Consider the following 21,409-nt stretch of genomic DNA (forward strand, 5'->3'; position numbering starts at 1 on the left):
GCCGCCAGAGGGTGAGAAAACGCCTCATATCGAACGAGAGCCTCCCCTATCTCCTTCTTTACAGAAGGAGAGAGTGCATCGACTATATATGCTTTCGAACAGGGGAAGGGATGAGAAATGACCTACGAGGAGCTGAGGGAGGCTTACGACAGGTTGTTGCTGGAGAACGAGCGTCTCAAACGCATCGCGGATGACGCGCGGGAGAAGCTGGACGCAGCCATGGACGGCACCGGCCTGTGCATCTGGCAGAACCATGTGCCCACCGGCAAACTCATCATCTTCAACCGGCGCTGGGGCTCCATGCTCGGTTACCAGCCCAAGGAGCTGTCGGCCCACTTCGACGTCTGGCGCGCCCACCTGCACCCGGAGGACAGGGAGCAGGTGCTGCAGGCCTTCTTCGACCATCTGGAGGGCAAGAGCCCGTTTTATCAGGCGATGCACCGCATGATCGCCAAGGATGGCAAGACCACCTGGGTGCTGGACCGGGGCCGGGTGGTGGAGCGGGATGATCAGGGCAACCCCGTCCGGGTGATGGGCACCCACATCGACATCACCCACGAGAAGGAGTACGAGCAGCAGCTCGCCCAGCTTGCCCACCGGGATCCCCTCACCGGCCTGTTCAACCGCACCGCGCTGCACCGCCACTTTCCCGGGGAGTACCAGGCCATCTGTTTCATCGATCTCGATGACTTCAAGCTGGTGAACGACAACCTGGGCCACCGGGCAGGTGACGAACTGCTGGTCTCCCTTGCCCAGCGCCTTCGCCACTGCTGCGGCGAGGAGGTACGGCTGGGGCGCATCGGCGGGGACGAGTTCGTGCTGCTGCTGCCCTGGGCGTGCGACGATCCCCGCACCAGCCACCTCGCCCGCCAGTGCATCGATGCCATCGCCACCCCCTTCGAGCTGCCCAACGGGGACGCCTCGGTGGGACTGAGCATGGGGATTGCGGCCATCCGGCCCCAGGACGATTTCGGCGCGGCGCTGGCCCGGGCGGATCAGGCCATGTACAGGGTCAAGCGCAGCGGCAAGCGGGGTTTTTACATTGCCCAGCCAAGCGGTCAGCCGCTGCTGGATCAGGAGCAGGTCAACGAACGGGGCCTCTACCACAGGCCCACTCTCTGAGCCTGAGTGTCCTCAATGGCGCTGCCAGCGCCGCAGCAGGCGTCCACGCAGGCCGCAATCGAGCAGCCAGCTGTTGTCGAACACCCGCAAAATGGCCGCCTTGGCGTGACGGGACATGGCGACCGCATGGAAGCGTGTCTGCTGCGCCCGTCGCCGGTTCATCCGCTCGAGCAGGGGGTGGGGCAGGTTCTGGGCGATGAAGTCGGAGATCACCAGCACGTCGGCCTTGGCAAAGGCGGGTTGTTCGAGCTGGGTCAGGGCCTGCTCCAGGCAGGGCACCAGATCGGTCCCCCCGTGAAAACTCATGGAGAGAAAGCGCTCCGCCTTCTCAAGCCCGGTGTCGGCGGTGATCTCCAGGGTCGCCACCTCGGTGGAGAAGAGCATCAGATAGCAGCCCCGCTTCTCCTCCATCGCCCCTTTGAGCAGGGCGAGAAACAGCGCCTTGGCACACTCCTCCGGATAGCCCCCCATGGAACCTGACGTATCGACGCAGACGATGAAAGGGCCACGCGGCTGCACCTCCTGCCCTCCCTGCTCGGGGGAGCGCAGCATCAGACGCTGGCGCGGCAGGGTGCCCCGCGACTGGTAGCTCAGCAGGCGCCGCTCCAGATAACGACGATAGAACTCCAGCTCCAGCTCCGGCAGCGCCAGCATCACCGCCTCGCTCGGCAGGAGGCGCATCAGATCGCTGGCCGGGTGCACCCCCACCAGATCGTCCGGCACATCGTCACTTTGCACCTCCTCCAGTTCGTGCACAGGCACCGGCGGCAGCGTCCTGTCCTCGCTGCGCCGCTCCCGCTCGCTGCGTCCAAGCAGGGCGGCGATCTCCGCGAGCAGAGGCTCCTGCTGCAACATGCGGGCGTACTGCTTCACCAGCGCCAGACTGCGCTTGTGCCAGCTCCCCTGGGCCAGATCCCAGAGCCCCCCGGCGGAGATCTGGTGCGGATCCAGGGCATCGGCCAGGGTCCGGTTGGCCAGCAGTTGATCCTCGATCTCCTGGCGCTGCTTCTCCCGCTCCGCCTCCGCTATCTGCTGCTGCAACTGCAACAGGCTGCCCACCAGGCTGGCACGCCACTTCTCGATGAAGAGCTGGCGCAACCCCTCGGTGGGCTGGGCCACTATCTGGCGCACCAGGCTGCGGGCATCCCCCGCAAAAGGGCTGTGCTGCTCAAGGGCTTCCAGCAGGGCGGGCAGGCGCCCCACCAGCTCCGGCAGGGGCAGTTGCCGATGGGCCTGATAGAGCAGGTATTCCCGCTCGAGAGCCACCGGCACCGGCTTGTGACGCATCTCCTCCCCAAGCTGTTCGCTCCAGGTCTGGATGCGCTTTCTGAGCAGCTTGCCCTGCAGGGGCGAGCGCTTGAGGAACTCGGAGATCTTGGGAGTGGAGGCAAGCAGCAGCGCCATCTCCCCCGCCAGCTCCCCCTCCCCCATGAGCAGCCCCAGGTCCATCATGCCGATCTCTAGCATGGGCCACCCCGGATGTTGAGATGTGATGGAGTATCATGCTGACGAAACATGTTTTTCATCCTGTTTATTTCACCAATCCCACGTCAAGCGCGACGTCACCCCTGTGCATCGAGAAGAGGCAGACGATCCCGCCACTGCTGCAGCTCGGCCCCCAGCCGCTCCAGGTCCCGGCTCAGCACGAAGAAGCTGTCCTCCACCTGACGCAACCAGTTGTCCCCCACGAACAGATGGGGCTGGTGACGGTCGAACAGGTTGCGCTGACCCTTGAGATTTTGCAGCACCCGGTTCACCTGGCCCGTCAGGTCGTCCAGGGCCGACAGCCAGGGGGCCATCACCACCTCGGGGATGGGGGTGCGCTCCACCAGCATCAGTGGCACGGGCTGGCGCTGGATATCCAGCACGTGCAGCCGCAACTGCTCGTCCAGCACCAGCTCGTAGTGCCCCTCCTTGGGGTTGCCGAGGGGCCAGCCCACCAGCGCCTCCCCGGTGGGGTGCCAGTGAGAGAGCAGGGTGCGATCGAAGGTGAGGGTGCCGGTGAGGCGCTCGGGATCGCTGCCATCCAGGGGCGCCGGGGTGAGCAGCTGGAAGTGCACCAGCTTGCCGAACGGCCTGGCGTTGGCCAGCGGCAGTTCGGTGCCGCGGGCGCGGCGGCCGAACCACTGCTTGCGCTTGACCGCCTTGCAGCCGATGCGCAGGGCGACCGCCCCCTGCAACTGCTTGAACTGCTCGCGCAGGGAGAGCAGCTCCCGGGTCAGCGCCAGTTGCTGGTAGCCGTAGAGGCGGGAAAACTCGCCGATCATCTCCAGCAGCGCGGTGCGGGAAGCCTCGTCGTGCCAGAGGCAATCCTTGAACAGCAGCAGATCCAGGGGAGCCACCTCGTCGCGACCATTGAAGAAGGCGCTCGCCTTGATGAGCCGCACCGCCTTCTTCCAGCGCCGATCCGAGACATAGCAGCCGTGCCCGAGCTGACTGTCGAGCTGCTGGCGCAGCTGGTAGATGAGTTCGAAACAGGCGTCCGGCAGGCGCACCTGCTCGATGGCATCCTGCCAGGCGTCGTACTCTTCCCCCCGAATCTGCACCGAGGGGGTCAGGTTCTGATGGGACTGGCCATCGCTCGCCAGCATGGCCTGGAAGTTGGATTTCTCCTGCACCCTGTCCATCCAGACCCGCACCAGCATGCGGTCGTAGAGCGCCTCCAGCCCGCTGTCCGGGGCCGGCAGCTCGTTCGAGGCGGTGACCAGCAGCCGCATGGGAATGGGATGCTGGCTGTCGCCGTTGCGAAACTGGCGCTCGTTGATGGCGGTGAGCAGGGTGTTGAGGATGGCGGGGCCCGCCTTCCAGATCTCGTCGAGGAAGACCACCTCGGCCTCCGGCAGGTAGCCGCTGGTCAACCGCAGGTACTTGCCATCCTCCTTGAGCGCCTGGATGGAGAGGGGGCCGAACACCTCCTCCGGCGTACTGAAACGGGTCATCAGGTATTCGAAATGGCGGGCATCCTGAAACGCCAGCTTGAGGCGCCGCGCGATCAGGCTCTTGGCGATGCCCGGGGGCCCCAGCAGAAAGACGCTCTCGCCACTCAGGGCCGCCAGCAGGCCGAGCCGCAGGGCATCCTGGCGCTCATACAGTCCCTCGCCAAGGGCGGAAAGGAGCCGTGGCAGGCGCTCATGAATGGGGGTGGCACGAACAGTATTCTGGGCTAAAGGCGGCATAGGCACAGTTCCGAAGCTGATAGGTCATCCGTGGTGACGGGGTCCGGCCTCTGGCCCCGCCCCACTCTCATTGTCTGTCATCTCTGCCCCCGGGGAGGCGCTCGTTTGCCATCGCCACAGGGCGAAAAGCGCACGTCCGGGGTGCAGCAAATCCCGCGAGAGTGTACTCTGCGCATCATTATTTACCCCAACGCAGATCAAGAGTGAGCCTTCGCCATGCAAGATCCCCTGCTGGACCCGCTGCGCCAGCGCATCCTGGCCCGCATGGGCATCCCCCTCTGGCAACAGAGAGGCCGACTCCTGGCGGGAGGCACCAGCCCCGACGGCGCCGCGCAGCCGGCAAACACGCCCGCCGACGAGGTGCTGGCTCCGCAGGAGACTGCCCCTCTGCCGACCGGCAAGCTCTGGCTGCTGGCAGAGACGCTGCCCGCGCCCTCCCTGCTCGGGGACATCTGCCGCTGGCTCGGCCTTGGCACCGACGAGGTCTCCCTGTTGTCCGAGATGCCTTCCCTACCCGCGGGGGCCACTTCGCCCCTGCTCTGGCTGACGGCGCCGGACCCTCGCTGGCCCGATGCCCTTGTCTGCCCGCTCAAGCCCGATGGGGCACACAAGCGCGCCCTCTGGCAGCAGTGCCGGCAGCGCCACACCCCTTGATGCTCACGACCATGGCACGGCCATGGTGTCCATCGCAAGCCTGAATCCCGTCCGGAGTGACCATGTCTGACCTCTTGCCCCACTTTCGCCCCCTGCTCGAATCCGACTTCGAAGCCATCTACCCCATCGAGCAGGCCGCCCACCAGGAGCCCTGGAGCCAGGCCAACCTGCTCTCCTGCTTCGGGCCGCGCTATCTCAACGGCCTGATGCTGGTGGACGGACGACCGGCCGGTTTCTACATCTCGGATCTGGTGGCGGGAGACAGCTCCCTGATGAACATCTGCGTACACCCCGACTTTCAGGGCAAGGGGCTGGGGCGGGCGCTGCTCAGGGAGTACCTGGCCCGCAGCAAGGCCGGCAAGGCCGAGGCCTGGTTCCTGGAGGTCAGGGCCGGCAACCGCACCGCCATCAACCTCTACGAGAGCGAGGGGTTTGCCGAGTATTGCCGCCGTGCCGACTACTATGGCACCGGGCAGGAGAGGGAGGATGCCGTGCTGATGTCCCGTCTGTTCGACTTCGGCTGACAACCCGCTGCAGACCGCTGTCAGCGGGCAACACCCTCTCTGACCTCCCTGACTCCCCCGCTTCGCTTCCCCCTCAGGGCAGGGGCGCGTTGTCGATGGAGGGGTCTTCCAGGCTCAGGGTCACCCTCAGCACGGCCTCGAAGGCGGCTCCCGAGAGAGGCATGAAGAAGCCGCGACCATAGGTGACGCCGGGCATCCAGATCTGTTCGATATCCACCGCGATCTTGATGGGGCGAAGCGGCTCACCCGGTCGCTGGACATAGATGCCAGGGGCCGTCGCAACCTGGGGGAAGCGGCGCAGAATGTGCTCGCTGCCATCCCCCGCATCCGGGTTGAGTCGCACCTTCACCAGCCCCGCCAGGGCGGATTGCATCTCGGGGGCACGCCACAGCCTGGTATTCAGCGCCTTGCAGCGTCGGCACTTGGCGCGCTCGATCACGTAGAGCAAGGGGTATCCTTCCCTCAGCGCCAGCCGCTGCGCCTGCTCATAGCCCTCGGCGCCGCTCAGCCAGGGATTATCCTGCTCCCCCGCGCCCCCCAGCAGATACCAGAGGGCGCCTGCCCCCGCCAACAGCAGCAACACGCCGGTGAACAGGCTCTTGATCCCGATATTCATGGTGCAACTCCCTGAATGAATCCGATCCCTGCCCCCTATCATGCCTCACTCTCATCTGGTTGACGACTTTGTGATCCAGGACAAATGGCGCACACTTGTAAGCTGTAATGTTAGAGTTTAAACTCCAGCCCCGATTTTGGTGCCCCCTGCGGGCGCACAACTGTTACTTGAGGATGCGTGAGATGTCGCAGTTTCATCTGGTTAGAGTGATGCGCGAGCGTATTGCCCGCCTTGGCAACAAGGCCGCCCTGCGCGTCCAGCAGGATGGCCAGTGGCGCGCCATCGGCTGGCGAACCCTGGGTCAGGCCATGGATTATTGCGCCCAGGGACTGATCCGGGCGGGCCACCAGTCCGGCGAGATGGTCGGCATCTATGCCCGCAACATGCCCGAGTGGACCCAGGCCGACCTCGGCATCCTGGCCGCCCGCGGCGTCAGCGTGCCCATCTACCCCACCAGCACCCTCGATCAGCTGCGCTACATCGTCAAGGATGCCGGCATCAGGATGCTGTTCGTGGGGGAGCAGCCCCAGTTCGATCAGGCGCTGCACCTCATCGACAGCGGCGAGATAAGCCACATCGTCGCCCTGGACGGCACCGTCGATCTGCGCGGCTGCGCCTCGGCCAGCCACTTCCAGACCTTCCTCGTCTCCGGCAACCACCAACCCAGCGAGCAAGTGCTGCGCGAGCGCGAGCGCCACTACCGCATGGACGACCTGCTGACCCTCATCTACACCTCGGGCACCACGGGCGAACCCAAGGGGGTCATGCTCGATTTCGCCAACATGGCCGCCTGCTTCGAGATGCATGACGCTCGCCTCGACCTCAGCGAGCAGGATGTCTCCCTCTGCATGCTGCCGCTGAGTCATGTGTTCGAGCGCGCCTGGAGCTACTACGTGCTCTATTGCGGCGCCGAGAACGTCTACATTCGCGACCCGCAGAAGGTGATGGATGTCATCGGCGAGGTGAAGCCCACCGTGATGTGCGCCGTGCCCCGCCTCTACGAGAAGGCCTACGCCATGATCCAGGCCAAGGTCGCCCAGGCGCCGCGCCTGCGCCGCGCCCTGTTCGGCTGGGCCACCCGGGTGGGCAAGCAGATGGTCGCCACCCGTCAGGCGGGCAAGTCCGCCTCTCCCCTGCTCTATGGCCAGCTCTGGCTTGCCGAGCGCCTGGTGTTTCGCAAGCTGCGCGCCCGTTTCGGCGGCCGCACCCGCTTCCTGCCGGTGGCGGGCGCCCGTCTCGCGGACGAGGTGAATCTCTTCTTCCAGGCCATGGGGCTCAACCTCAAGTACGGCTACGGCATGACCGAGACCACCGCCACCGTCTGCTGCTATGAAGACACCCAGTTCAGGCTGGGCTCCATCGGCACGGCGCTAAACGGCATCGAGGTGAAACTCGGCGAGAACAACGAACTGCTGGTGCGCGCCCCCACCGTGATGTGTGGCTACTACAACAAGCCGGAGGCCACCGCCGAGGTGATGACCGAGGATGGCTTCCTGCGCACCGGCGATGCAGGCGAGCTGGATGACGAGGGCAACATCTACTTCACCGAGCGCTTGAAGGAGCTGATGAAGACCTCCAACGGCAAGTACGTGGCGCCGCAACTGGTCGAGGGGACCCTCGGCAAGGATCGCTTCATCGAGCAGATTGCCATCGTCGCCGATGCCCGCCACTTCGTGTCGGCGCTCATCGTGCCCTGCTTCGAGTCCCTGGAGGAGTACGCCCGCTCCATCAACCTGCAGTACCAGTGCAAGACCGAGCTGCTGCGCCACTCCCGAGTGATGGAGTTCTTCGAGGCCCGCATTCAGGATCTGCAAAAGGAGCTGGCCAAGTTCGAGCAGGTGAAGAAGTTCACCCTGCTGCCGAGCGCCTTCTCCATGGAGCTCGGGGAGATCACCCCCACCATGAAGCTGCGCCGCAAGATCATCGAGGCCAAGTACCAGCGCGAGATAGAAGCCATGTACAGCCACGTCTGATCGACGGGCCTGATATGAAAAAGCCGCTCATGGAGCTAATGCCAGTCAGTTAAGCCTGACTGGCATTGTTTTTACTAGGTTTTCTCGTCGCATACTTCTGTGGTTTGGCTTTGATGCACCTTGGGTAACTTCGTTCTCGGCGGGCGGGTAACTTGAACTGCTCTGCCTGTTTGTCCAACTCAGCGACACGCCCTGGAACCATGCCCGGTGACACAAACGGCAGGCAACTGAGTTCATGCAGCAGATACACCGATGCCATGTGAAAGCTCAACTGGCTGGCCGTATAGCCCTTTAAGCTCGCCGCCATCCTAACCATCTGATATCTCAGTAGGTTATAGGCCAATACCAAGCCCCATAGCTCCTGCCTTACTCCATCGGGTTTCTTGCTGCGCAGCGTCAGCCGGTGCTGTTGCAGGCTATGTTTCATCTCCCGATAGCCCAGCTCGATTTCCCAGCGATTCTGGTATAGCTCCATCAACTCGCTGGCCGGGAAGCGCAGCGGGTCGGTGAGCGAGGTCAGCACCTGCCGCTCCTTGCCGTTTACCGTCCGGGTCAGCAGCCGGGCTTCGAACTGCTCCGGCAACTCGCTCCACTTCTTCTTGGCCTGCGGACTGGCTCTGAGGCGTACCAGCACATCCTGCCGCCCCAGCTTGCGGATGACCTCGTATTGAGCCCCCTTTTTCAGCGGAATAAGCCAGTGACGCGCTACGCCCTGGCGTTGCCAGGCATGGAGTAACCCCAGTGAGTAGAAGCCCTTATCGAACAGGGTCAGGCTATTATCGCAATGCTGTTCACTTAAGCGGAGCCGCATTGCGATTTACCGGAAAACGGGTCTTTGATATCTTCACCGCCCTGGGTCTCGATGGCCTGGGGCGTTTTTCTATGAACATGACGCCTATGCAGCCCCGCAACTCCGCCAACCTCCGTGGCGTATGGGCTGGCGATAACGCGCCCGCCATCACTGCCATCTGGTTCGCGATGAACTGACAGGCAAACTTAAAGCTCACCTCATTGGGCGCTCGCTGATGGGCTACGGCGGCCTGGCTGGCCTCCCGCCTGACCAGATTGTATCCAAGCAGCAATCCCCACAGCTCCTGATAGACCAAGTCCACTTTCTTGCTTCTCAGCGTGATGGCGTTGTGCTGCATCGCGCTTTTGATATCCCGGTATCCCAGCTCGATTTCCCAGCGCTCGTGGTACAGGGTCGCCACCTGAGCTGCGCTGAATCGCGCCACGGGCAGGGAGGTAAAGACCGTTTTCTCCTTGCCTGCCACCTCATAGGTCACTGCGCGAACTTGCCAGTGTGTCGGCAACGCCGGGTTTTTCTTGCGAGCCTGAGGCGAGACCGTCATTTGCAACAGACGGTCACCGTCGCCATAGCGCTCAAGTTCCGTGTATACCAGCCCCTTGCGTTCCGGGATGAGCCAGTGACGGTCGGTGTCTTCGGCCTGAATACGCAGCAACAGGTCGGCACCGAAGAAGCCTTTATCCAGCAGGGTCACTGACTTGTCCGGCAATGAGTGAATGAACTCGCTGGCCAGGGGGATTTCCCCTTTGCGGTACGGGCTGATGGCCGCGTTGGCAATGACATGCGAGCGGACATTCATGAGCGTGACCAACCGCAGCATCGGGTAGGGTGTCTGCCGGTTGGTTGAGGTGTTACCCGAGCCGAAATGTGCTCTGAGTTCAGGCATATCCTGGGTTCGGAACAGGGCCCCATCGATGGCAAAGACCTGTAAACCGTGCCAATGGTCTTCAGGATAACGTTCCCGCCCCCACACATCGGCGCACTGTTTGAACAGCCACTCGAGCGGCTGTTTGCCGAGTCGCTGACGGGCCTGAGACAGGGCACTGTCCGCGAGCAAGGCATCATTGGCCAACCCTTCTGCACAGATGTTGAGGCGCCGAGCGACCTCGGAGATGGGCTCATTGCGGAAAAAGGCCATCCCCACGACGAGCCACAAGACCATATCAGAAGGTAAGCGGCGTCGGCGGATAGTGGCCTTTTCAGACAAGGCGGCAGCGGCAGTAATCCATTCGTCGGGAATATGGTCGGCAAAAATGGCCAACCGAGCCAGCATGTCGCCAGATGCCTCAACAACATCGTTCAGATCGTTTGCAATAGACATAAAAAATCCGGAACCAGTGATTGGTTCCGGATTGTCCTACAGCAGAAGGATCGGTCAATGGATCCTTAACTGATCAGCATTGAGGCTATTATCGGGTGTTTTTTCAATCAGTTGCTCTGCCAACACCATCTCGTTTACCGCACAGGAGTCCATCACTGTCTGGGTCAGCAGATGACTGGTCAGCTCCATCTGACACAACATGCGGACCTGGGGATATTGCGTCTCCCCCTGGACGGTTTTCGACTTGGCAAAGGCGCCGGCATTGTCCGGAGTATCGGGCGTGCGCCAGACCACCCCGTCCACGGCCAGCAGCTGCAAGCCGGCCCAGGTGGGGTGCTGACACAGCTGATGCCAGAGTGTGGCGGTCTGCTGGAACACCTGTCGAACGGCTTGGTCAGCCAGTTTTTGGCGCGCCTGGATGAAGGCGCTGGGGACGACAAACGGCCGGTCGCCGGGTAACAGGATATCGAGCTGGTTGGCCAGCTGGGCCATAGGGACATGACGAAACAAGGACATCCCGATAATGGCCCATAGCACCCGCTCCATGGGCATGCGCCGTCGGCGCAAGGAGACGGAGCCCGTCTCGGCCAAGCAAGCCTGCACCAGTTCAGGTGACAGCAGGTCAGACAGGGACTCAAACTTTCCGGGAGGACAGGCGTGAATGAAGTCGAGAGCTTGGTCGATACGCATAAAAAAATCCGAAACCCAACAAGGAGTTTCGGATTCTTACACAGCCTGAGGATCGGTCAATGGATCCTTAACTGATCGGCATTACGCTCATGGAGCGGCTTTTTGCTGGGCGTCTCTCCCTTATGGCAGCTTGACCAGGGGTTGCTCGCGCAGCTCGGTGGCCCGACCGTCCTGGATCTTCTCCACCTGGGCCAGGGCCTGCTTCACCTCGTCGGCATTTTGCAGCAGGCGATAGGTCAGATCGAAGGTCTTGGTCTCCCCCGGCTGGATCTTGGGGACCAGCCCGAGCGGGCGCTGGTACTTGGTGCTGTAGGCATAGCTGGTACCGGGTTCGATGCCGGTCACATAGCCCTGGGCCCGGGTGTCGGTGTTCTTCCACAGGGTCAGCACCGGCAGCTGTCGGGTGTTGTAGCCCACCGCCACTCCGGCGTTGCCGGCCCGGTTGTTCAGCACTGCCAGGGTATTGCCGTCGGCGTCGCTGTAGGGCACCAGGTTGAACACCATCTCGTCGAAGCCCTTGGTGGGCCCCAGATAGGTTTGCCAGCCCTTGAGTCCGGCCTTGGCGTAGTCATTGAACGGGGAGATCTGCTTCACCGGCGTGCTCACCCTGGCACCCTCCTCCAGAATGGGGGCCCCGAAGTTGCCGTGATAGATGATCTGGTACTCGTTCTCGTAGTCAGCGTGGTTGGTCAGCTTGTCCTGCAGGGCAAACTCCGCCTGACCGGGCACCACGCTCAGCTGGGTCCAGGTGACCAGTTCGCTCATCTTGAAGGTGCGCTCGTCCACCCGGCCCAGCACGTGGATGGCATAGGGCGGCTCGTCGTCCACGGTCACGCTGACCACGGAGGCGGGAATGTTCTGCACCCGGCCATGGAGGCTCTTGAGGCGGCCGTCGTCATCCACCCCGGGATGACCCGTCCACTCGTAGCCGCAGCGCACCAGCATCTCGTTGAAGCCGTCGAGCCAGCCGAGGCCCCCACGGCTCTCGAGATCGATGAAGGCGGGGTTGACCACCTCCTTGACCGGTGAATCCCAGCCGAGGCGCAGATCCGCCGCCTTGACCTCCTTGATCCCCATGCCGCGGGTCGGCACCAGGGTGATCTTCATGACGCCGTTGTCGACGATGAGCAGATCCACCCCTTCCTGGCGGCCACCGTGCAGGCGTTTCTTCTCGATGGTGAAGGGAACCGGACTCTTGATGCCGAGCTTCTCGCTGGTGATCTTCCAGTCGCCCACATCCAGCCCTTGCTGGGAGTCGGTCAGCAGAAATTCGGCGGCGTGACCCGCGGTGGCGCCCAGGGCGAGCAGCACGGCAATGGAGAGTTTCTTCAACATGGATTTATCCTCGTGTCTCTTGTTTTTGTGAAAGCTGAATCGTTTCAGTGATCGAAAACTAGGCGTCTGACGCCCCGGACTCAAGAGACAAACGGAGGAAATGTGAGCCGATTGACAATAAAAACGGCTTCAGCCCTGCTGAAATGAAGGCTGACTCACAGTTATGAAAGGAGGAAAAAACAGGCGGGGCGCCGAGAGGGTCACCCCGCCCGCACCACATCAGGCAAGGGCCAGTGCCACCGCGGCTTCGGCGTGGATGGCGGTGGTGTCATAGAGGGGCACGGCGGCCTGGCACGCCCCCACCAACAGGGCGATCTCGGTGCAACCCAGGATCACCGCCTGGGCACCGGCCTGTGCCAGATCGGCGATGATGGCCAGATACTCGGCCTGAGACGACTCGCGAATGTCGCCGAGGCAGAGTTCGTCATAGATGATGCGGTGCACCCGCTCCCGTGCAGCGTCATCAGGCACCAGCACCTCCAGCCCGAAGCGCTCCTGGAGCCGCCCCTTGTAGAAATCCTGCTCCATGGTGAAGCGGGTGCCGAGCAAACCTACCCGGGTCACCCCGTCGGCCTGGAGGCGATGGGCCGTGGCATCGGCGATGTGGAGCAGGGGAATGTCGATGGCGGCCTCGATCTCCGGCGCCACCTTGTGCATGGTGTTGGTCCCGATCAGCAGAAAATCGGCGCCACCGGCCTGAATGGCCCTGGCCTCGGCCGCCAGCAGACGGGCGGTGGCGGGCCAGTCACCGGCGTGCTGCAACCGCTCTATCCCGGCAAAATCCACGCTGCTCAGCAGCACCCGCGCCGAGTGCAGACCGCCGAGCCGCTTGCGTACCCCCCGGTTGAGGGCCTGGTAATAGCTGACGGTGGACTCCCAGCTCATGCCACCCAGCAGACCGATACATTTCATGGGATCTCCTTATGTAACCCGATGGTGCAAACCAATGCTGCAATCCCTCAGGGGGCGCGTTTGATCGCACCGCCCCGGCAATAAAAAAGGCCCCGAAGGGCCAACAAGACAGCCGGTAAAGGCTCAGGCCGAGGCCTAAACCCAGATCATCAGCACGCAGGCCGCCGTGGCGAGCCCCATGCCCAGATTGAAACGACGCCAGCCGGTGGCGGTGCGGATGAGGCGGCGCACCTGGGCACCGAACAGCACCCAGAAGGCACCGGTATAGAGGCCGGTCACGAAGAAAATGCCGAGCACCCAGCCTGCGGACGGCCAGTAAGCCTCCCCCGCCAGGGTGAAGCCGCTGATGGCGGAGAGCGCCATCATCCAGGCTTTGGGATTGAGCAGTTGCAGCATGGCCCCCTGATGGGCCGGGATGAGCGGCCGGTTCCCCTCCGCCGGGCCACTGGCGTTGGCCACCTTCCAGGCCAGCCAGAGCAGGTAGGCAGACCCCACCAGCTTGAGGCCGTCGTGCAGCAGGGGCAGACGCTCGAACACCACCCCAAGCCCCAGGGCCGTGGCCAGGATCATCAGGTTGATGCCCCCCACCACCCCCACCAGCAGAGGCACGGAGCGGCGAAACCCCTGGGCGGCCCCGGCACTGGTGAGCAGCATGTTGTTGGGGCCCGGCGTGCCACAGGTGATAAGGGCAAAGCCCGCCAGGGGGAGCAACCAGTTCAGATCCATCTCAACCTCGTTCAGATACGGCAAGCCTCCTAATATGCAGAGCCGACGCCCTGACGACAAGGTCAGCAATGCATTTTCTTTGCATGAATAATCAAGGCGCTGTTAATACCAGAGCATCACCACGCACAGGGCGGTCAAGGCACCCAGGCTGCCGTTGAGACGACGCCACCCCTTGTCCGAGTTGATCCAGCGGCTGAGTTGATGGCCAAACATCACCCAGGCGAAGCAGACCGGGAACCCCGCCATGGGGAAGACACTCATGATGCCCCACATGCTCGGCCAGTAGTCGCTCCCCGGCAGGCTGAACAGACTGATGGCCGAGATCCCCATCATCCACGCCTTGGGATTGAGGAACTGGAAGCCCAGCCCTTCAAGCAGGGTCAAGGGGCGAGCACGGCTGGCGGGATCTCCGGGGGCGCCTGCCACCGCGATACGCCACGCCAGCCACAGCAGGTAAAGGCTGCCCAGCACCTGCAGGCTCAGCTTGAGCAGGGGCCAGCGCTCGAACAGCGGATAAAAGCCGAGCGCCAGCACCAGTTGCAACACAGGCTGGCCCACCGCCACCCCGATGAGATGGGGCAGGGTGCGCCGCACGCCGAAGTTGGCGCCGGACGCCGTCAACATCAGGTTGTTCGGCCCGGGCGTGCCACAGGTGAGCAGGGCGAAGCCAAACAGGGTGGCATACCATTCGATGGTCATGGGAGACTCCTTTCTCGTCACATTGTACCGATACAATGTGTGCTTGTTGGTTGTGTAAAGACTGATAATCACGCTATATTGCGGACAATCTTGGATCAATGGATTTATTGTCACCATGACAATCTGGACGCCCGACCTCACCCCCTTCGAGGGGCCCCTCTACCTCAAACTGGTCAAGGCCATCGAGCAGGCCATCGCCACCGGCATCCTCTCACCCGAGACCCGGCTGCCGACCCACAGGGCCCTGGCAGACAAGCTGGGGGTCACCGTGGGCACCGTCACCCGCGCCTACACCGAGGCGGAGCGACGGGGCCTGCTGGCGGCCCGGGTCGGGCACGGCACCTGGGTCAGGGGAGCGGCGGATCCTGCCAACGAATGGGTGATCCGCAATGAAGACAGCCAGCGCATCGAGCTGTGGCAGAACCTCCCGGTCCAGCTGGACAGGGGCGCCATCATCAGGCCCCTGCTCACCGATCTGGCGCAGGGGGATCTCAACGGCCTGCTCGGCTATGACAAGGAGGCGGGACGCCCCGCACAGCGCCAGCTGTTTGTCGACTGGCTCGCCGAGCAGGGCATCACGGCGAGCGAAGATCGCCTGCTGTTCAGCCATGGCGCCCAGCACGGCATCATGCTGGCCCTGCTGGCCACCGGCTGCGTGGGAGAGACCCTGTTTTGCGAGGGACTGAGCTACCCCGGCATGCTGGGCAATGCACGCCAGCTCAAGAATCAGGTGGTGGGACTGGCGATGGATGAGGAGGGACTGCTGCCAGAGGCGCTGGATGCCGCGTGCCGTACCCGCCGGGCCAAGCTGCTCTACCTCACCCCCACCCTGCAAAACCCCACCACGGCCACCATGAGCCTGGCGCGGCGCGACGCCATCGTCGCCATCGCCCGTCGCCACGATCTGCTGATCGTCGAGGATGACGTCAACGGCCTGCTGCCCGAAAGTGCGCTCCCTCCCCTGGTCAACCTGGCACCGGAGCGGGTCATCTACCTTGGCAGTCTCGCCAAGATCGCCTGCGGCGGCCTGCGGGTCGGCTTCGTGTTGTCCCCTCCCGCCCTTCGCAACGGCTTCGCCCAGGCGATGCGGCTGTCGAGCTGGATGGTGAGTCCGCTGCTCATCGAGCTGGCCTGCAAGCTGGTGAGCCAGCGCCAGATCATGCCGCTCATCGAACACCAGCGAAAAATCCTGGCGCGCCGGGGTGAGCTCCTGCGCCACCTGCTGCCGGGAGCGCGCTGGCAGGCGGGGTCCATGCACGCCTGGCTGCCACTGCCCGAGCCCTGGCGCAGCCAGGAGTTTGCGGAGGCCGCCAACGCCCTTGACGTGGGGGTCGCCAGCGGAGAACACTTCGCCGCCGGCCAGTTTGCCGCCCCGCAGGGAGTACGCCTCAGCCTGAGCCAGCCCGCCACCGACGCCCGCGTCGCCGAAGGGCTGGAGCGCCTCGCCGGGCTGCTGAGGGGCACGCCGCCCACCAATCCCCTGCTATAGTCATTGACCCTGGCACCCGAGGAGCCTTCATGTCTGCCGTCCGTCCCGCCCTGCTGATCGCAACCCTGCTGCTGGGAGGCTGCGCCTCCCCGGCCCATCAACAGCTTGGCGCCGCCCTGAGCGGACTGGAGGGGGAGCTGACGCGGCTGGAGGAGGAGTTGGCAGCCATGAACGGCCTTCACTATCAAAAAGCCATCGACGCCCCGGTGGCGCTGCGCCGCTATCTCAAGGCCCCCGCACCGACGGCGGAGGGGCTGGTGCCCGTGCAGAGCCGGCTGCAAGATGGCCCCCTGCTGCGCTACGACTACCGGCTGCCCGCCGGGATGACACAGCTGCCCACCGACAACCCCTGCCTGCGCTACGAGTTCGAGCTGCGCCACCTCGGGCGCCTGGGCCAGCTCGAGCTCGCCTGGCAGGGAGAGGCGGGCGCCGGGGAGCTGCGTGTCCCGCAGCGGGACTGCCCCTTCTCGGCCAGGGGGCCCGGCCTTCAGTGACGCTTTCTTTGCCCCGCCGAAGGCCGGCACTGAGCCATCCCTGACCCAGGTGGGGTATTGACCCCCTCTGGCTCTCGCGGGAGAGTGGAGGCTAACTTTGAATCCAACCTCGCCACCCCCGACCGGCGAAGGAGCGTCAAAGATGCAGATCCTCCTCATCGAAGACGATGCCATGATGGGCTCGACCCTCACCCAGGGACTGAGTGATCTGGGGCTGCCCCCCACCGAGCTGCTCCACTGCAAAGAGATAGCAAGCCTGCCCGCCCTGCTGCGCCAGCACGCCTTCGATGCCATTCTTTGCCGCCAGTATCACCACCAGGCCCACGAGGGAGTCAGGCTGCTGCATGAAGCACACCACCTGGGCCTGCTCGCGCCCGGCTGCGTGCTCCTGCTGCTGGAGCAGGACGAGGACACCGGCCAGTTCCCCCCCTCCGACCTCTATTTCGCCCTGCGTCTGGCCGTGCCCTTCACCACGGAGCAGCTGGCGCACAGCCTGCAAGCGCTGCTGGCACTGACCACGGTGACCCGCCCCCTGGCCACCCCCATGGCGCTCAGGGAGTGGCGCAGCGCCTGCGCCCAGTGCGAGGATCTGCTTTACCGGCACGCCAGCCACAAGGGGCTGGAAGCACAGATGGACAGGGTAAAGGGCTACATGCTGCTGCAAGCCCGGGAACGGGTGCAGGCCGCCCAGCACTACGCCATCTGCACCACGGAGTACGATGCCTGGTGGCCACGCCAGGGGCTGAACCAGGCCCTGCTCGGGCTGAACCGGGTGGAGAGTGCCCACAAGGATCTGGCCCGCAACCGGGAGCGACTGCCCCCCGTCATCCATCAGGCGCTGGTTCTCGCCTGCCAACTGCACGAGGCGCAGTGGGATCCTGCCTGGGAAACCTTGTCAGGCTTGCTGCAACGCTGCCCCTGGCAGCCGCAGTGGCGCCAGGTGGCCATTTTGCTGGCCTTGCTGCGAAGGGATGAAGGTCAGGTGCTGACGCAGGCCACCGATTTCATCCTGCGCTACTTCCCCAAACAGACGTTTCGCCACTCCGTCGAACGCTGCCTGCTGGATGCGACCCTGGCGGTGCTATGGCATCCACCGGGAGAGGCCAGAGTTCATGAGCTGCAGCAGGCCCTGGAGGAGCTCGGTCAGCAGGCCGTGACCCTGCGGGCCCACGAGCAGGGGCTGCTGCGCGCCCTGATGCTGGGTCTGGATTATCGATTCGATGACGCCTTGATGCTGCTGGCCAAGCACCCGCCGGAGGCGGCGCGGGACAATCACCTCAACCAGTTGCTCGGGGTGGCCGTCAGCCAGTTCTGCGGGCTTCCCCACCATGCCCAGCGTTATCTGGCCCAGCTCGGCCAGTATCAGGGGCCGGTGGCACAGACCCCGCTGCTGCAGGGGCTCATTTTGCAGGTGGTCGACGATCTGGCGCGGCAACTGGCGCAGCGGGAGCAGCAGCTGACCCAGCTGCGCGAGGAGCGGCAACGGGCCATGACCATGGGTCAGCTCCAGCTCGCCGTGCAGAGTGCTCTGACCCTGCAGGAGCGATTCCCGGCCCAGGCGGGGGATGCCTGGCAACTGCTGGTATTGCTGACCCAGTGCTGGCCCGCCGGCATGGCGGCCCCGGCGGTGGCCCGCCTGGTGGACAGGCTGGAGCAGCGTCTCAACCACAGTGCCGCCTTCCTGGAGCACCATGGGAACGCCTATCGGGAGACACTGCAACAGGTGAGATCCCACCTGGCCCCCAAACTGCCGCCCCCCGGTCCCCACCAGGGCCTATAGCCATCCAGGGCGGTGCATGCCGCCCTGGCTGGTGCGTTACAACAAGCCCCGCACCAGGATCCCCGCGATCAGCAGGGGGGCGATCAGCCGCCAGCACCAGAGCAGCGCGCCACGCATCAGCGGCGAGAGATCCGCCGGCACAATACTGTCCCCCAGCTTCCAGCCAAGCAGCAGGGTCAGCACCAGACCGAACAGGGGCATCATCAGGTTGGAGGTGAGGTAATCCAGCAGATCGAACAGGGTTTTGCCAAACAGGGTGTAGTCCGCCCAGGGGCCGAACGACAGACTGACCGGAATGCCGCAGGCCATGATGAGCAGGGTCAGCACCCGGCAGGCATTGCGGCGCGACCAGCCCCACTCCTCGGTGGTGAAGCGCACCAGGTGCTCCAGCATGGAGATGGAGGAGGAGAGCGCCGCCACCAGCAGCAGCAGGAAGAAGATCACCGCCAGCCCCTTACCGAACGGCAGGTGGTTGAACACCGCCGGCATGGTCATGAAGGTGAGGCCGGGGCCGGCGGCAGGATCGATGCCGGTGGAGGCCAGCACCGGGAAGATCATCAGCCCCGCCAGCACCGAGATGCAGCTCGCCAGGGTGACTACCCAGACCCCGGAGCGCAGCGCCCCGTCACTGCTCGGCAGGTAGGCGCCATAGGTGGTGTGTACCCCGAGGCCAATGGAGAGGGAGAAGAACGCCAGCCCCAGGGCGTCGAGCACCCCCTGCCCCGTCAGGTGGGAGAAGTCGGGCATCAGGAACTGGCGTACCCCGGCCATGGCCCCCGGCATGGAGAGCCCGGTCACCACCAGGAGCAGCATCATCACGAACAGGGCCGGCATCATCCAGCGCAGCGCCCGCTCCACCCCCTGTTGCAGCCCTCCCTGCACGAACCACCAGGTGAGCCCGGCGAAGACGAGATGGGTGAGGACCGGCCAGAGAGGATCGCTCACATAACCGGTAAAGAGTGCGGTGAGGGTGCTCGCCTCACTCAGGTTGAGCTCGCCGCCCACGGCCAGGGCCGCATAGCCCACGGTCCAGCCCCCCACCACGCTGTAGAAGCTGTAGATGAAGAAGCCACACAGGATCCCCATGTAACCCATCCAGCGCCAGTTCGGCCCCACCAGCTTGTGGAAGGCGCCGAGCACGCCGCGCTGGCTGCGGCTGCCGAGCAGGGTCTCCCCCACCAGCACCGCGACCCCCAGGGTGAAGCTGAAGAGCAGGAACACCAGCAGGAAGGCACCGCCCCCGTTGGTGGCTGTCACATAGGGAAACTTCCAGATGGCGCCAAGGCCGATCGCCGAGCCGGCGGCCGCCAGCACATGACCAATACGGGAAGACCACTGAACCTGGCTCATACAACCTCCGGGCAAGACAACATCAGTTCGATACTCCATGGCTAGACGCGGTGTGTGCCGCAACAAAAAAGGCCGCCTGAGGGCGACCTTTGCAATGAACAGTCAGACAAACGACACCTGCAAGGTCACCTCTCCAGGAAGGGGCTAAATCGGCCACAGAGAGCGATAAGGGGTGACATGGGAGGGCGACGCCTGCACGGTAAGAAGGAGCCACAGCCTAAACCATGGCAAGAGAAGTTGACAGGAAATAGTCTAAAACAGAACCAAAAACAGATTTAATCAAAACAAAATATCGAAATTACAGGCCGTTACTCTGTTTATTTTTATTTAACAGATTTTTATAAAGAGTCAATCCTGCCACCCCACTCCCCGGCCAGCCCGGTTGGGGAGTGGCACAGATGACCACCCCTCCCTACACCAGGCCGCGCACCAGAATGCCGCCAATGAGCAGGGGAGCCAGCCAGCGCCAGCAGCCCATCAGCAGGGCTCGCCAGTGGGGAGCCAGCCCTTCGGGCAGCGCCTGGCGACCGAGCCGCCAGCCCAGCAGCAGCGTCAGGGCCAGCCCGAACAGGGGCATCATCAGGTTGGAGGTGATGAAGTCCAGCAACTCGAAGATGTTCTTGCCAAACAGGGTCAGGGTGGCCCAGGGACCGAACGACAGGCTCACCGGGATGCCACCCGCCATCACCAGGGCAATGACCAGGTTGCACGCCGCGCGGCGGGACCAGCCCAGGCTCTCGCACAGGAAGCACTGCAAATGCTCCAGCAGGGAGATGGAGGAGGAGAGCGCCGCCACCACCAGCAGAGAGAAGAACACCACCGCCAGCCCCTGGCCGAAGGGCAGTTGCTGGAACACCGCTGGCATGGTCATGAAGGTGAGGCCCGGGCCCGAGGCCGGGTCAATACCGGTCGCCGCCAGTACCGGGAAGATCATCAGACCCGCCAGCACGGCGATGACGCTCGCCAGCAGCACCACCCAGAGGCTGGAGCGACCGACCCCTTCGCTGGAAGGCAGGTAGGCGCCATAGGTGGTGTGGATGCCAAGGCCGATGGAGAGGGAGAAAAAGGCCAGCCCCATGGCGTCCAGCACACCCGACATGCCGAGCTTGCTGAAATCGGGCATCAGGAAGTGGCGCACCCCGGCCATGGCGCCCGGCAGGGTGAGGCCGAAGGCCACCAGCAGCAGGATCATGATGAAGAGGGCCGGCATCATCCAGCGCAGGGTGCGCTCCACCCCTTGTTGCACGCCGCCCCGCACGAACCACCAGGTCAAGCCGGCAAACAGCAGGTGGGTCAGCACCGGCCAGAGCGGATCACCGACGTAGTCGTTGAAACGGGCGGTCAGTGCCGCGCCGTCCCCCTGTTGCAGCTCCCCCGCCAAGGCCATGCCCGTGTACCCCAGGGTCCAGCCGCCCACCACGCTGTAGAAACAGAAGATGAGCAGGCTGCACAGCAAGCCCATGGCACCGACCCAGCGCCAGCGCCTGCCCATCAGTTCGCCAAAGGCGCCCACCACCCCGCGCCGGGTCAGGCTGCCGATCAGGGTCTCCCCCATCAGCACCGCCACCCCCAGGGTGAAGCTGAACAGCAGAAAGACCAGCAGGAAGGCGCCGCCACCGTTGGCGGCGGTGACATAGGGGAACTTCCAGATGGCGCCGAGACCGACCGCGGAACCTGCGGCGGCCAGGATGTAACCGAGCCGGGATGACCATTGGGACTGCTTCATAAGAACTCCACGCG

General features: G+C 64.1%; 17 protein-coding genes and 2 pseudogenes. 7 read left to right on the forward strand and 12 right to left on the reverse strand.

The window, feature by feature from the left end:
- The first annotated feature begins 117 nt into the window (after positions 1 to 117).
- Complete coding sequence (locus tag C2U37_RS03445; protein WP_039039409.1) at positions 118 to 1,122, forward strand: sensor domain-containing diguanylate cyclase; 1,005 nt, start codon at positions 118 to 120, stop codon at positions 1,120 to 1,122.
- Positions 1,123 to 1,134: 12 nt separating this feature from the next.
- Here C2U37_RS03445 and viaA read toward each other — a convergent pair whose 3' ends face one another.
- Positions 1,135 to 2,589 (reverse strand): ATPase RavA stimulator ViaA, encoded by a 1,455-nt coding sequence (gene viaA / locus C2U37_RS03450; protein ID WP_029313704.1) that lies wholly within the window; start codon positions 2,587 to 2,589, stop codon positions 1,135 to 1,137.
- A 95-nt stretch (positions 2,590 to 2,684) separates the two neighbouring features.
- Positions 2,685 to 4,298, reverse strand: a complete 1,614-nt coding sequence (locus C2U37_RS03455; protein WP_041211041.1) for an ATPase RavA domain-containing protein — start codon at positions 4,296 to 4,298, stop codon at positions 2,685 to 2,687.
- 216 nt (positions 4,299 to 4,514) lie between these two features.
- On the opposite strand from C2U37_RS03455, the gene C2U37_RS03460 reads away from it, so the two are divergent.
- Both C2U37_RS03460 and rimI read left to right on the forward strand, forming a co-directional pair.
- The gene (locus tag C2U37_RS03460) at positions 4,515 to 4,952 is read left to right on the forward strand and encodes a DNA polymerase III subunit psi (protein ID WP_049635924.1); all 438 of its coding nucleotides are present in this window, start codon (positions 4,515 to 4,517) and stop codon (positions 4,950 to 4,952) included.
- 74 nt (positions 4,953 to 5,026) lie between these two features.
- Positions 5,027 to 5,476 (forward strand): ribosomal protein S18-alanine N-acetyltransferase, encoded by a 450-nt coding sequence (gene rimI / locus C2U37_RS03465; protein ID WP_029313700.1) that lies wholly within the window; start codon positions 5,027 to 5,029, stop codon positions 5,474 to 5,476.
- A 73-nt stretch (positions 5,477 to 5,549) separates the two neighbouring features.
- Here the strand turns inward: rimI and C2U37_RS03470 are convergent, their stop codons facing one another.
- Positions 5,550 to 6,092, reverse strand: a complete 543-nt coding sequence (locus C2U37_RS03470) for a hypothetical protein (protein WP_042016521.1) — start codon at positions 6,090 to 6,092, stop codon at positions 5,550 to 5,552.
- 182 nt (positions 6,093 to 6,274) lie between these two features.
- Between C2U37_RS03470 and C2U37_RS03475 the strand changes: the two genes are divergently transcribed.
- Positions 6,275 to 8,065, forward strand: a complete 1,791-nt coding sequence (locus C2U37_RS03475; RefSeq protein ID WP_104451828.1) for an AMP-dependent synthetase/ligase — start codon at positions 6,275 to 6,277, stop codon at positions 8,063 to 8,065.
- A 49-nt stretch (positions 8,066 to 8,114) separates the two neighbouring features.
- Here C2U37_RS03475 and C2U37_RS03480 read toward each other — a convergent pair.
- From C2U37_RS03480 to C2U37_RS03510, 7 genes and pseudogenes are all read right to left on the reverse strand, one after another.
- Positions 8,115 to 8,846 (reverse strand): annotated as a pseudogene (locus C2U37_RS03480) (IS4 family transposase); the annotation flags it as partial.
- Positions 8,847 to 8,856: 10 nt separating this feature from the next.
- Positions 8,857 to 10,194 carry an IS4-like element ISAeme15 family transposase gene (locus C2U37_RS03485; RefSeq protein WP_041205253.1) on the reverse strand — a complete coding sequence of 446 codons (1,338 nt, stop codon included), beginning with the start codon at positions 10,192 to 10,194 and terminating at the stop codon, positions 8,857 to 8,859.
- Between the two features lie 81 nt (positions 10,195 to 10,275).
- Positions 10,276 to 10,884, reverse strand: a pseudogene (locus tag C2U37_RS03490) (IS4 family transposase); the annotation flags it as partial.
- Positions 10,885 to 11,004: 120 nt separating this feature from the next.
- Positions 11,005 to 12,219 carry an aldose 1-epimerase family protein gene (locus C2U37_RS03495; protein WP_104451829.1) on the reverse strand — a complete coding sequence of 405 codons (1,215 nt, stop codon included), beginning with the start codon at positions 12,217 to 12,219 and terminating at the stop codon, positions 11,005 to 11,007.
- 219 nt (positions 12,220 to 12,438) lie between these two features.
- The gene (locus C2U37_RS03500) at positions 12,439 to 13,131 is read right to left on the reverse strand and encodes an aspartate/glutamate racemase family protein (RefSeq protein WP_104451830.1); all 693 of its coding nucleotides are present in this window, start codon (positions 13,129 to 13,131) and stop codon (positions 12,439 to 12,441) included.
- A 135-nt stretch (positions 13,132 to 13,266) separates the two neighbouring features.
- Entirely contained in the window at positions 13,267 to 13,857 is a 591-nt protein-coding gene (locus C2U37_RS03505; protein WP_010672906.1) for a LysE family translocator, read from the reverse strand.
- A gap of 102 nt (positions 13,858 to 13,959) precedes the next feature.
- Positions 13,960 to 14,556, reverse strand: coding sequence for a LysE family translocator (locus C2U37_RS03510; protein ID WP_039039402.1), 597 nt, complete (start codon positions 14,554 to 14,556; stop codon positions 13,960 to 13,962).
- Positions 14,557 to 14,671: 115 nt separating this feature from the next.
- On the opposite strand from C2U37_RS03510, the gene C2U37_RS03515 reads away from it, so the two are divergent.
- The 3 genes from C2U37_RS03515 to C2U37_RS03525 all read left to right on the forward strand — a co-directional run bounded on the left by C2U37_RS03515 (position 14,672) and on the right by C2U37_RS03525 (position 18,319).
- Entirely contained in the window at positions 14,672 to 16,045 is a 1,374-nt protein-coding gene (locus C2U37_RS03515) for an aminotransferase-like domain-containing protein (RefSeq protein WP_104451831.1), read from the forward strand.
- Between the two features lie 29 nt (positions 16,046 to 16,074).
- The gene (locus tag C2U37_RS03520; RefSeq protein ID WP_042016517.1) at positions 16,075 to 16,539 is read left to right on the forward strand and encodes a hypothetical protein; all 465 of its coding nucleotides are present in this window, start codon (positions 16,075 to 16,077) and stop codon (positions 16,537 to 16,539) included.
- 142 nt (positions 16,540 to 16,681) lie between these two features.
- The gene (locus C2U37_RS03525; RefSeq protein WP_104451832.1) at positions 16,682 to 18,319 is read left to right on the forward strand and encodes a hypothetical protein; all 1,638 of its coding nucleotides are present in this window, start codon (positions 16,682 to 16,684) and stop codon (positions 18,317 to 18,319) included.
- 36 nt (positions 18,320 to 18,355) lie between these two features.
- Here the strand turns inward: C2U37_RS03525 and C2U37_RS03530 are convergent, their stop codons facing one another.
- Together C2U37_RS03530 and C2U37_RS03535 are read right to left on the reverse strand one after the other, a co-directional pair.
- Positions 18,356 to 19,669, reverse strand: a complete 1,314-nt coding sequence (locus C2U37_RS03530; protein WP_104451833.1) for a sodium-dependent transporter — start codon at positions 19,667 to 19,669, stop codon at positions 18,356 to 18,358.
- Between the two features lie 412 nt (positions 19,670 to 20,081).
- Positions 20,082 to 21,395 carry a sodium-dependent transporter gene (locus C2U37_RS03535; RefSeq protein WP_042015790.1) on the reverse strand — a complete coding sequence of 438 codons (1,314 nt, stop codon included), beginning with the start codon at positions 21,393 to 21,395 and terminating at the stop codon, positions 20,082 to 20,084.
- Between the last annotated feature and the right edge of the window lie 14 nt (positions 21,396 to 21,409).

This window comes from Aeromonas sp. ASNIH1 (assembly GCF_002934285.1).
GTDB classification, from domain to species: domain Bacteria; phylum Pseudomonadota; class Gammaproteobacteria; order Enterobacterales; family Aeromonadaceae; genus Aeromonas; species Aeromonas caviae.

Bases quoted from the DNA above. Each gene is read 5' to 3' on its own strand.
- C2U37_RS03535 (WP_042015790.1), bottom strand. From the start codon at position 21,395: ATGAAGCAGTCCCAATGGTCATCCCGGCTCGGTTACATCCTGGCCGCC.
- C2U37_RS03495 (WP_104451829.1), bottom strand. From the start codon at position 12,219: ATGTTGAAGAAACTCTCCATTGCCGTGCTGCTCGCCCTGGGCGCCACC.
- C2U37_RS03500 (WP_104451830.1), bottom strand. From the start codon at position 13,131: ATGAAATGTATCGGTCTGCTGGGTGGCATGAGCTGGGAGTCCACCGTC.
- C2U37_RS03520 (WP_042016517.1), top strand. From the start codon at position 16,075: ATGTCTGCCGTCCGTCCCGCCCTGCTGATCGCAACCCTGCTGCTGGGA.
- C2U37_RS03530 (WP_104451833.1), bottom strand. From the start codon at position 19,669: ATGAGCCAGGTTCAGTGGTCTTCCCGTATTGGTCATGTGCTGGCGGCC.
- C2U37_RS03445 (WP_039039409.1), top strand. From the start codon at position 118: ATGACCTACGAGGAGCTGAGGGAGGCTTACGACAGGTTGTTGCTGGAG.
- C2U37_RS03505 (WP_010672906.1), bottom strand. From the start codon at position 13,857: ATGGATCTGAACTGGTTGCTCCCCCTGGCGGGCTTTGCCCTTATCACC.
- C2U37_RS03485 (WP_041205253.1), bottom strand. From the start codon at position 10,194: ATGTCTATTGCAAACGATCTGAACGATGTTGTTGAGGCATCTGGCGAC.
- C2U37_RS03525 (WP_104451832.1), top strand. From the start codon at position 16,682: ATGCAGATCCTCCTCATCGAAGACGATGCCATGATGGGCTCGACCCTC.
- C2U37_RS03515 (WP_104451831.1), top strand. From the start codon at position 14,672: ATGACAATCTGGACGCCCGACCTCACCCCCTTCGAGGGGCCCCTCTAC.
- C2U37_RS03475 (WP_104451828.1), top strand. From the start codon at position 6,275: ATGTCGCAGTTTCATCTGGTTAGAGTGATGCGCGAGCGTATTGCCCGC.
- C2U37_RS03510 (WP_039039402.1), bottom strand. From the start codon at position 14,556: ATGACCATCGAATGGTATGCCACCCTGTTTGGCTTCGCCCTGCTCACC.
- C2U37_RS03455 (WP_041211041.1), bottom strand. From the start codon at position 4,298: ATGCCGCCTTTAGCCCAGAATACTGTTCGTGCCACCCCCATTCATGAG.
- C2U37_RS03460 (WP_049635924.1), top strand. From the start codon at position 4,515: ATGCAAGATCCCCTGCTGGACCCGCTGCGCCAGCGCATCCTGGCCCGC.
- C2U37_RS03470 (WP_042016521.1), bottom strand. From the start codon at position 6,092: ATGAATATCGGGATCAAGAGCCTGTTCACCGGCGTGTTGCTGCTGTTG.
- viaA (WP_029313704.1), bottom strand. From the start codon at position 2,589: ATGCTAGAGATCGGCATGATGGACCTGGGGCTGCTCATGGGGGAGGGG.